This window comes from Nitrospiria bacterium (genome assembly GCA_036397255.1).
In the GTDB taxonomy this organism is placed as follows: Bacteria; Nitrospirota; Nitrospiria; order DASWJH01; family DASWJH01; genus DASWJH01.
Genome location: DASWJH010000006.1, coordinates 19,275 through 29,793, shown reverse-complemented (window position 1 = coordinate 29,793; position 10,519 = coordinate 19,275). Strand labels below are relative to the sequence as shown.

Here is a 10,519-nt window from a genome sequence, read left to right as displayed (position 1 = left end):
GGTATGGTTTCAATCCTCGCCCGTCCCGAAGGACGGGCGCTACTCTCTTCTATTCTATTCTTATCTACCCGAAGGTTGTTTCAATCCTCGCCCGTCCCGAAGGACGGGCGCTACATGCCCGTCGTCTGGAACAAGGCCAATCCACTGAAGTTTCAATCCTCGCCCGTCCCGAAGGACGGGCGCTACTAGTAGGTCCTTATCCCTGTTCCTGAAGAATTTGGTTTCAATCCTCGCCCGTCCCGAAGGACGGGCGCTACCATAGAGGAGCATAACATGATGCTCGCGTATCATGTTTCAATCCTCGCCCGTCCCGAAGGACGGGCGCTACCCACATGGTTAAATGCAAAAGGTTGGGAGGATGATGTTTCAATCCTCGCCCGTCCCGAAGGACGGGCGCTACTATCTGGAATCCAAGGGATTCTCAATGCAACTTTGGTTTCAATCCTCGCCCGTCCCGAAGGACGGGCGCTACTGTTAAGAATGCCATGATGCAGTATTACTCTGATGTTTCAATCCTCGCCCGTCCCGAAGGACGGGCGCTACGATATACATCCATTGCCCGGATTCGCTCATCTCCGTTTCAATCCTCGCCCGTCCCGAAGGACGGGCGCTACCGTTTTCAGCGGTTATTTCTGCAAGATCGGCCTTGTTTCAATCCTCGCCCGTCCCGAAGGACGGGCGCTACTTCATAGCGACATCACCCCCACAATGATGGTCAGGTTTCAATCCTCGCCCGTCCCGAAGGACGGGCGCTACGCCCGTGCAATCGTATAAGCCGCCGTAACGACGGCGTTTCAATCCTCGCCCGTCCCGAAGGACGGGCGCTACAGTGCGCTTAAAAGAGCGCACAAATCCAACAACTTAACAGTACAATTGCGCGAACATGCTTTTCCAGGATACTTTTGTGACAAGATACTGTTCACTTGTTTCGAAAAAACCTCAATTTTCAAAAGGTTCTCCATCACGCGATCCTCCCGGAAAATTTAAATCGCTATGGGTCCGCGCTATATCAGAAGCGGTTCCTCAAAATCCACAGTTCCATCAACACCATAGACTTCGATATACTTTTCTTTCGGTTCGATCAGCCGGTATATTCGAAGACTGTCCTCTTTCTCCTCGATAATGGCGAGAAGCCTCCGAAGCAGTAGCTCATACTGCATTTGATTCACGCTGCATTCAAAGACGGACTTCTGGACGCGCTGGCCGAAATCCTTGCAGGCTTGAGCGACCTTTCTCAACCGCTTCCGCCCATCGGGCGTTTCAGTTGAAACATCGTAAGCGACGACTACCTGCATACGACCCCATTAACGATATAAAAACGGAACGTACTCTTCCATATCCCCCCGGAGAACCCGTGCCAGCAAACGCGCCTGGACATGAGGAATCAGACCCAGGGGAATCTTCTGGTTCAGAACCGGATGCCGTATCTCTTCCTGTTTGCGCTTCTGATAGGCAACGACGACTTCCTTCCGGCCATCATCGTTGAGATGGACTGCTCCTCCAGGACGATCCACAAAATCCTTTTTCGTCACCTGCTTGCGGTTCACCAGCGTCAACGCAAGCCGATCCGCCAATACAGATCGAAGCTCTTCCATCAAATCCAACGCCAGCGCCGCACGGCCCGGACGAAGCGCATGGAGAAAACCCATCTGCGGATCAAGCCCAACACCTTCCGCACCTGCGACGCAGTCGTTCATCACCAGGGCATAGAGAAAAGACAATACCGCATTCATCGGATCGAGAGGCGGACGACGGTTGCGGCCGTCGAGCTTGAACGATTCACGGTCCTCACGAACCATACGATCAAACGACCCAAAATACGCACGAGCGGATTCCCCCTCGATGCCTCGAACCTGATCCAGACCATCACAGGTCGAGAGTCTTGTAAGAGCGTTCGCCAATGCTTCGGCTGTTTGCTTCAACGGTTTCGCATCATTGGGATTGTCTGCTTCCCGCGCGCCACGAAGGACGATCTGCCTCGTGTTCTGGATTTTCCCGGCCACAATATTTTTAGCGATGGCGAGCGTCTTGGCAGAATCACACACCGCCTGGTGTTGGGCTTGTCTTAACAATACATTCCCTGATACAGGACCTTCGAGACGGGCCTTAAACCGGCCGTTCCGGTCCAGCAGCACCATAAAACGACCATCCTCCGCGCATCGGTGCATTGCCGCAGGACTGACCATCACATCTCCGAAGCAGACGACCCCGCCCAAATGATGCATCGGGATTTGAAGTTTCGTTTTTCCTTCCACATCCACCTTGAGCGTCTCATGATCAAGGTGAAGATATGCGCCCTCGGTCGTCACATACAGCGTATTTAAAAGCTGGTGCATGGCATCCTCATTATGGATCGTTGGTTTGAAATAGACTGTTCTTCACTGCATCTGCCCGCTCTCGTTCACCGATCACAGCGGGCATGCAAGATTCCAAAAGTGAGCAATGCCGGCATCGAGCATCATTCACCGGCGGCGGAATCACCTTATCCGTTAACATCCGTCGAACAGCGATTACGGTCTCTTCCACCTTCGCCCGCAATGCCTGATCGAAGACGACTTCCCGGCGCCTTCTGGAACCGTGATGATAAATCGCCCCACGAGGCACTTGGTTCCCCGTCATTTCTTCCAGACAAATCGCCTGTGCACACAGTTGAAGGTCATCGTTAACATATTTATCCAGTCGCCCGGATTTGTACTCGACAGGATAAGGCACTTCCCCATGGAACTCTACGACGTCTGCCTTGCCGATCAGGCCCAAGCGGTTGCTCCAAAGCGGAAGCGCCCGTTCAACACGCATCCCGTCCTCCCATCCGCTCTCCTCCGGCGCATCAGTGCGCTCATGTAAATCCCGCCCCCGCATCGTGTAAACATTCTCTTCAAATGTCTGCTCTACATGAATCAGCGCACAGCGCCGGGGACAGTAGGCGTATTGATTCAATGCTGAGATTGGAACAGGGTCACTCACATCCATGTCAAACCCTCTCTATCAGCTCAACTCCTTTCGGAATTCGGTCTTTGTGAATAGTAATCTTGTAATCCGAGAAACGACGAGGAGCACTAACCCCATCCATTTTCTTAATCTCCACCACTTTATCAAGTTCTACCAATTTCTGCGCCGGAGCACAGCCAAGTTTTGCTTGCCGGGCCTTCTGTTCTGCATTTGTATCGGTACCAACATGCTTGAATATCTTTAGCCCGCGTATGGCCATCATGCCATGAGAAGCAGACCGGTCATGATCGAACATATTTTCAAGCGACTTCCATAAAAGGGACAGATCCTCTTCTGTAAATCCCGTCTGTTCAGCCAAGTGGGCGCTGATAAACCCTTGGCAGGCGTACAGGCCGTATGGGATCAAATTTTTCCGACCCATTGTTTGGTTTTCGGTGCCCTTTTCCTCCCGTTCTCTTTGCTCCTTTACAGTAGCAACGGCCATCCTGGTAATCCCGGGTTCAAGAGGCAGAATTGGGTCAATTGACCGAGAGAAAGTCAGTTGAACAGCCCCGCGTACTTGGCCCGCATTCTTGGTGGTTTTTTGATCATTTTCATCCTTATTCGTGCTCATCACAGCACCAAATGCTCGAACATCATAGAAGTTTTTACACATCCACTGCTTGGCCATTTCGTTCTTCTTCTGGTTGTCGGCTTTCCTGTATTCATCCAACTCTGCTAATTTTGCGTGAGCCGTCTGGATTGTTCGATTGAGAACATCACCCTGCGAGATAAATATACAGAATGGGCTCTTGTTTTCTTCGGCTATCTGAACATAGTTTCTAATCTTTCGCTTAATAGCTACATCGCTGACCAAACCATGCATATCTTCAGGATCCATCCGAGGCGCATTCGCAGCATCCGGATCGCCGTTAGGGTTTCCTTTCTCACAATCGAACAAAAACAGAAAGTCATAGCGGTTTTGAATCGACTGACTCATTGTTTTCTCCTTCATTGAATGTTCTGTTGAATGTCAGGGGTGTCATTGTCCTTACGCTGTGCGCGCTGATGGTAATACCCGAGGGCAAAGCGTCCTTGTTCCTCAAGGGTTAACGTTCTCTTGAAAGTTGTCCCCATCTTTTTTATGTCTGTGATCTCCTCAATCTGTTTTTGAAAATATTCAGCTAAACCACCAGCCAACGTCGCAAGATGATGCTTAGAGAGTTTGAACAGGCGCGGCATCACAAGAGCCGGTGTGGAACTTGCGGCTCCGTAGTAGCGCTGGACCAAACCAGCGTTCAAATCTGGGCGAGACGCCCTCTGAATCTTCTCAAAGACGGCCAACAACCGGCCGCAACGGTAAGCATGATCGGTTTCATTCTTGCTGAGTTCTGTTGTCATTGCAGGATCACTCTCCTTTCTAACTCGGTTAAGGAATGCCTTGATTAACGCCACGCGCTCAATTCTTACTTCTCCTTCACGCATAAGGTCAATATTATGACGGTGAAGTGCTTTACCCAGAACAGCACGAGGTAACGGAAGGCCATGTAGAGCAGAACGCATAAGTTGAATAGGAATGTGCGTTGAAAGTTCCTTTTTTAGATCCTCACGCACCAATGCATAAAGCAACGCGCCGAACTTCGGCGCACGACAATTCGCAATTTCCAAATCATTAAACCATTCGATCACATTCTGAAGGACATTAGTAAGGGATGTTTCCCACCAATCACGCACTACCAAAGGACCCTTGCCATTTCCGTTCAAAGAACATCCATAAAACTGGTTGCTTTCATAACCTTGTGGTCTGTAATCGCCTTTGTGAAATGCCTTAAGGGCGGCAAGAAGGCCGCCTCGTTGAAGTTCTGGATCACCATCGAAAAAATCAAATGTCGCCTCCTCGCCATTTTTTACTAAATCGACGGGGTCCGCTTTGTTCTCATCCCGAGTCCAATAAATTAGTTGAATACCGCCTTTCCCTTTTTTGGGATATACCAATGGAAATGAGTTTTTAACTAAATCATTTAATGCAGCACGATACCGGCTTTCTGCACGCGCAGAGACGGGTGCGTTTTCAGACTGCTTCAATCCATAAGACCTAAAAGCGATTTTATCAAAAGCTATCAGCTTGGCTCCCTTCTTATCTGCACCAAAAACTCCTTTGATCACGTCGTGCGTGGCTAATGGTGTAACCATTTCACCAGTTGCCAGGCAAGGCATCAGATGTCCACCTGGTTGTTTCTTGTTTTGCGGCATATCACGCTTTTTACGCCAAAAAGAATGCCAGTTATCCATTTCCATCACAGATTTTCCACCGATATCAAAGGTTAACGTATCGGTAGGTTTAAATTTCTTCGTTCTTGCGATTTCCTGTTTAGCAGCTTCAATGCTTTTGTTATCGGACATGAAGTGAACGACCGGAGCAAGTATTCTTACACCAGACTTGTGTGCATCTTCTATCAGCTTTGCAAAGTAGGCATGTTTTTCCTTAATCGATGCCTTTGTCTCTTCCAATGTCTTATTGGGTTTTGGTTTTTCAGGAGACAACAATAGAACCGTCTCAGCCGTCTCAGATAAAAAATGACTCTTTCCTCCAGCCTGCAATTCCCCTCCAGGAGTACGGGGTGCTTTGGGAAAAGGCTTCCCTTTCCAACCTTTATCATCCGGATTACCAAGGGGGGAGATCCCTCGGAATGATCCATCATTTCCAAGCGCAATGGACCATTTTACAGGCTTGGCCTCAAAGCATGGGTCATCTCCCAATCCTTTCCGCTCCGCATATCTAACCAAGTGCTCAAGCATGACGACCTCCAGCGATATGCCGTGCTTTGACCGAGGAGTAATCTTCAATCTCGATCTTTCCTTTTATCATTTTTGGACTGAATAACGTGATAAACGGCTTGGCGTAGCCGTCATTTCGTGCATCGAGATCAAAAACGTCATAAAGCATCAGACCAAACTCTCGTGTTTCTTTCACAGCTTCAAACTTCTCCGGCGCCGGCTCGAAATAACCGACAAATTCCCGGCAACCTAAAACCGGTTGGACATAACACTGGCCGTGTTCGACGCGGCGCTGGAAGCATTCATAATATTTAACTGGTGTTTCCTTCACATCAGGGCGCACCCAAGCGTCTGCCTCGATGACATATGCAACGTCCTTAAGAGCGACCGTGTTTCGTTGAGTTCGCCCCTCCCCTTCTCCGCCCTGGTCACGTCCCATGGCATCGGCTACAAGAGGTTCAGGCGTCCCCTTTCCCCGCATCCACTGCTTAACTTTCTGTGTCGATATTTTCCCTTGAACCTCGTTACGTCTCAGGCCGATAAATTTGATCGGAGCGAGCACATGGATATGGCGTATTTTCCACCGAAACTCTGGCTTGTAGAGAATAGCTTCCAATACTCCTCTGGCTGCTGACGGCGTTATTACCGGATAACTCATTCGCTCCACTTTCATTTCAGGCCGGGTAAAACATGCCAGAGGACCATGAACCAATACCTTTACACCCATAAGACCTCCTTATCGCAATTCGAGCAGGATCATACGATCCATGCCTCATCAGACATCTTGGTAAGAATGCCGAACCGGTCATCATATTTGCCAATCCAGATATACCATCCGCCTTTGCGATCACCCAATACAGGGATAACACGCGACGCGATGTCCCTATCCCTGAAAAGTTGATTGCGATACACGTTGACGACATAGGGCTGTGCCTGAAACATCAAGGCACGTAATGCTTTAATGTTTAGACCTTTCGACTGTAAAGCCTTACACGCCTTTGCTCCTTGTTCGGTATACGGAACAACAACGGACACAGTATCCGATGAAATCAAGCGATAGCGTTGTGCTATATCCGGGAATCTCAGTTGCTCAATACTTTCTCGTAATTCTCGTTGCAAGCGGCTGCCTTCCCCACCGATATCCTGGTCACCGTACAGCTTCGAGAAATAAGAATCAAAAACTTCAGGAGAATGAAGATCAGCTTTCCAGTAATGAGTCGCCGCTATGGATGCTGCCTGTTTATAGCCAGGCATTGGAATGTCATCGTCTGCCGGCACAAACACGCGTGCCTCACATTCCTCCATCTGCAATCGGCCTTCACGGTTGCACCGTCCAAATGCTTGTGCTAATGATTCCAATGGTCCCATCGCCCGCCAGACGACAGGGAAATCCACGTCCACACCAGCTTCAATACATTGAGTCGCCACCAAATAAACTTTTTGCCCTTCGTCCAGTAGGGCGCGGACTTTCTTTAGGACAACTTGACGATGTGCGGGGCAAAGCGCCGTGCTTAAGTGAAATAGAGAATCATGAAGTTCTTTCGGTAGAGATTCCAACATGGCCTGGGTCAATTCGGCTGTGTGCTTTTTAAGGTTGACCACACACAATGCCTGGTTATGTCTTACCAGTTCCCGCGCTACTTCCGACCATTCCATTTTTTCTGTCCTCGATGACGGCCAAACCGGGGCTACTCTTTTAAGACGATTAAAAATGCCTTTGGTGTTTTGAATAATTTCTCTTGGCTGCCAACCATCAGGAATATGATCCGATAAAGACTTAAAGGCTGGTTGCGTCGCCGTGCCAAACACAACGGTTACCCCATAATCTTTCATCAAGACGTTGAGAGCCCCCAAAGTGGAGACTGCCAAGCCCGTGGGGAGCGTTTGCGCTTCATCAAAATAAACAACCGATTTGGCGATATTGTGGAGTTTGCGACATGTCGTCGGTCTATTGGCGAAGAGGCTCTCGAAAAATTGCACGGACGTGGTAACAATTAAAGGCGCCTCCCAGTTTTGGGAGAGTAACCTTCGCCTTCTTTCATTTTCCCATTCGGCGTCTTTTTCTTCGTTGCTGTCTTCGGCTGCTCCATTCCTGGTTCTATCCGCCATGCTGTGATGCTCCAACAAATATTGTGGTCCAAAAACAGGCTCGAATATCTCTCTAAATCCGCCCGCTGTTTGTTCGATAATGCTGAGATATGGGATAACAACGATTACGCGCCGGAGGCTATATGTTGCTGCATGCTTCAGAGCAAAGGCCAACGATGCAAGTGTTTTTCCAGATCCTGTTGGGGCTGTTAATGTGAAGAGGTGCTCAGACTCCTGAGCTGCGTTTAGACAATCCTGTAATACCCTCTGCCGGGTTTCATAAACCAATTTACCGTTGGTATCGGCAGGTTTGGGTTTTGCCTGAATATGGTTAAGCAACACATCCAAGGCTTTCCGCGGCTGTAGCTGAGGGGGAGTGGGCCGGGCCGATTCAGACGCGTACTTATTGAAGTGGGCCTCCGTATCTATGAAATCGGCATCACACAGAGCAGAAAACAACATTCTGACCGCCATGGCAAATCGATGTTTCTCTTTTGGTGTTGCCTTTGCCCTTCTTTGAATTTGTGGAATGGCAAGGCCGTCGTGCTCAAAAATGGCTTTTATATCCTGCACGGTTTCAGCGATATTCCAAGTCGCCATCTCATCTTGTAGGGACTGGCCAAGCTTCTGTATCATCTCCGCAGGAGGAATGCCAACATGATGCCCATAAATCGCAAATGCTGCCAGCCATGCTTCATTTTTTCCTGCCCAGAATGCACCCTGTGACCAGTGATTGACTCCTCTCATCTTTCCTTCAAGTCTTTTCTGAAAATTAGCTGCGTACTTGCCCATATCATGTAAAAGCCCTGCGAGCTTAGCTTCATCTTGGCCTCCCCAAAACGAAGCCCTCTCCTCAGCTCCTTTTCCAACCGCTGTTAAATGGTCTTTAAGAAAGTGCCAATCATCTTTGCTGTTTTCTGGAAGCGGACTGTTTTCTGGGCTCGAATGAGCGTAATGAGGAAACACAGGCTCCTTACCTCCTAATTTATGGGTGTTATTGGCACGCTTTGACGCAAAGTCGGCTTCCTTCAAGTCCCCCCGCGATCCAAGCCAGTAGCCCAGCTTACCCGCCCCGAATTTCCCGGCGAATTCCGCCGCCATTATCAAAAAAAAAGTTCAAGACGTTTTAGAATAATAAAAATTCAAATCGTTCAAAAAGTTCAAACTGATTGAATCGTTCAAGAAGACGACTTCAACGATTTAAACTTTTCATCATCTCATCCATTTCATCCTTCATTGTCCGGTAAGAAGGTTTCTTAAACTTCTCCCCCTTCATCTGGCTGCCCTTCAAATAGGCAATCATGTTGCTGAGCATGACTGACAATCGCTTGAACGATTTGAACAGCGCATTGAACTCTTGATCATTCACATATCCCTGATCTCTCGCGATATAAAGCTGGGATCGGACTTCTCCGCAAGAACCTTTCGCAATATAAAGAAATTGAATCCATTCTTGATTGCCCCCTCGTTCAAATCCCTCGGCGATGTTGGACATTACCGAAACGGCAGCTCGACGGATCTGGTCTCTCAGACCGAAGTCCTTTGAAAAAGCCGGGTTCGACGTGATCTTATAAACTGCGTTCGTCAAAGCTCTCGCATCTTTCCAGATTTCCAGGTCCTCAAAATATTTCACAGTCATATCGGGTTCCAGGAAGTTTAAAAAGTTCAATTGGTTTAAAACGTTCAAGTCGTTAAAAAAAGTTCAAGTCGAATGAATCGTTAAACAGCGGATACGGTTTGAACGAATCAAACGGCTTCAACGTCTTAAACTTTCCCAAGGACACTTCGGCAAAAATCAGCCGGGCTTTAAACGTCTTAAACGAATAAAAATCCCCCTTTATCCCCCTTTTCTAAAGGGGGAACCTAAGCGGTCACCCCGTAGCGAGCTACGGGGAATAGCAAGTTTAAACCATTTAAACTTTTCGGCGTCCTGTTTCACATACCGCGGGCTGATGCTGATAACTCCTTGTTTTTTCATTGACTCTTTACCTCAATTCCTATATTTTTCTCCCCGGATGAAAATAGAGGAAATAAAGACGAAAATTAAGACTGGTAGCTTTAGAATCACCGATCATGCCTTAATCGAATCATTTAAAGACGGACTCACGGTTGCCGATATCCTTTATGCCCTGAATCATGGTAAAATCATCGAAGAATATCCGCATTGGAAACGATGCTTGATTTATGGAAAATCGGCCAATAAGGTTCCGATCCATGTTGTGATCGACTACTCCTGGGAAGAAGAAATTGATATTGTCACGGTCTATATTCCAGATCCCCGCCACTGGATAAGATTTCAAACCCGTAAAAAGAAAGGTCCTAAACATGAAAAAAAATAAGCACTGCCCGAACTGTAAAACAATTATGGAGTTGAAACAGACCACCGTTCATTTTGAAAGGGGTGGATTCTACGCAGATGTGGAAAACGTTTCTTCATACATCTGTCCTAACTGTGGTACTCGTAGCATCCCTGGACCCATCGCAGAGAAAATCAGTGCCACCGTTGATGAACTTTTCAAACGTGCTAAAGAACTCCAATCGGCCATCCCCGGTGAATTCCCCGCATTTACTGGAATCTCTTTTCATAAAATTGCTTCCTAATTGTTAATCACCTCCAGCGCCAAGCGCTGGAAGGGACGCAGCCCCAACTCGATATTTACCAATCCAGATGACAATAACGGTGAGACGGGTAAAATCAAGACGCGGGATATTTTATAAGGTTTTA

10 protein-coding genes and 1 CRISPR repeat array are annotated in these 10,519 nt (G+C 48.2%); of the genes, 2 read left to right on the top strand and 8 right to left on the bottom strand.

Annotated elements, in window-relative coordinates; translation table 11 throughout:
- Positions 1-6: 6 nt before the first annotated feature.
- Positions 7-828: direct repeats of the CRISPR family, unit length 37 nt; unit sequence GTTTCAATCCTCGCCCGTCCCGAAGGACGGGCGCTAC.
- A gap of 176 nt (positions 829-1,004) precedes the next feature.
- From cas2 to VGB26_00940, 8 genes are all read right to left on the bottom strand, one after another.
- Entirely contained in the window at positions 1,005-1,295 is a 291-nt protein-coding gene (gene cas2 / locus VGB26_00975; GenBank protein HEX9756353.1) for a CRISPR-associated endonuclease Cas2, read from the bottom strand.
- A gap of 9 nt (positions 1,296-1,304) precedes the next feature.
- Positions 1,305-2,336 carry a type I-C CRISPR-associated endonuclease Cas1c gene (gene cas1c / locus VGB26_00970; protein HEX9756352.1) on the bottom strand — a complete coding sequence of 344 codons (1,032 nt, stop codon included), beginning with the start codon at positions 2,334-2,336 and terminating at the stop codon, positions 1,305-1,307.
- 10 nt (positions 2,337-2,346) lie between these two features.
- The gene (cas4, locus tag VGB26_00965) at positions 2,347-2,970 is read right to left on the bottom strand and encodes a CRISPR-associated protein Cas4 (protein HEX9756351.1); all 624 of its coding nucleotides are present in this window, start codon (positions 2,968-2,970) and stop codon (positions 2,347-2,349) included.
- Position 2,971: 1 nt separating this feature from the next.
- Entirely contained in the window at positions 2,972-3,928 is a 957-nt protein-coding gene (gene cas7c, locus VGB26_00960; protein HEX9756350.1) for a type I-C CRISPR-associated protein Cas7/Csd2, read from the bottom strand.
- A gap of 11 nt (positions 3,929-3,939) precedes the next feature.
- Positions 3,940-5,727, bottom strand: coding sequence for a type I-C CRISPR-associated protein Cas8c/Csd1 (cas8c, locus tag VGB26_00955; protein HEX9756349.1), 1,788 nt, complete (start codon positions 5,725-5,727; stop codon positions 3,940-3,942).
- On the bottom strand, positions 5,720-6,433 hold the full coding sequence (gene cas5c, locus VGB26_00950; GenBank protein ID HEX9756348.1) for a type I-C CRISPR-associated protein Cas5c: 714 nt from the start codon (positions 6,431-6,433) through the stop codon (positions 5,720-5,722). The genes cas8c and cas5c overlap by 8 nt, the downstream gene beginning before the upstream one ends.
- A 29-nt stretch (positions 6,434-6,462) precedes the next feature.
- A complete protein-coding gene (gene cas3 / locus VGB26_00945) occupies positions 6,463-8,895 on the bottom strand; it encodes a CRISPR-associated helicase Cas3' (GenBank protein HEX9756347.1) in 2,433 nt (810 codons plus the stop codon).
- 91 nt (positions 8,896-8,986) lie between these two features.
- The gene (locus tag VGB26_00940; protein HEX9756346.1) at positions 8,987-9,433 is read right to left on the bottom strand and encodes a four helix bundle protein; all 447 of its coding nucleotides are present in this window, start codon (positions 9,431-9,433) and stop codon (positions 8,987-8,989) included.
- Between the two features lie 376 nt (positions 9,434-9,809).
- Between VGB26_00940 and VGB26_00935 the strand changes: the two genes are divergently transcribed.
- Positions 9,810-10,133: a DUF4258 domain-containing protein gene (locus tag VGB26_00935; GenBank protein HEX9756345.1), complete on the top strand. Its 324-nt coding sequence runs from the start codon at positions 9,810-9,812 to the stop codon at positions 10,131-10,133.
- Complete coding sequence (locus VGB26_00930; protein ID HEX9756344.1) at positions 10,120-10,395, top strand: YgiT-type zinc finger protein; 276 nt, start codon at positions 10,120-10,122, stop codon at positions 10,393-10,395. Before VGB26_00935 ends, VGB26_00930 begins: the two co-directional genes overlap by 14 nt.
- Positions 10,396-10,519 lie beyond the last annotated feature (124 nt).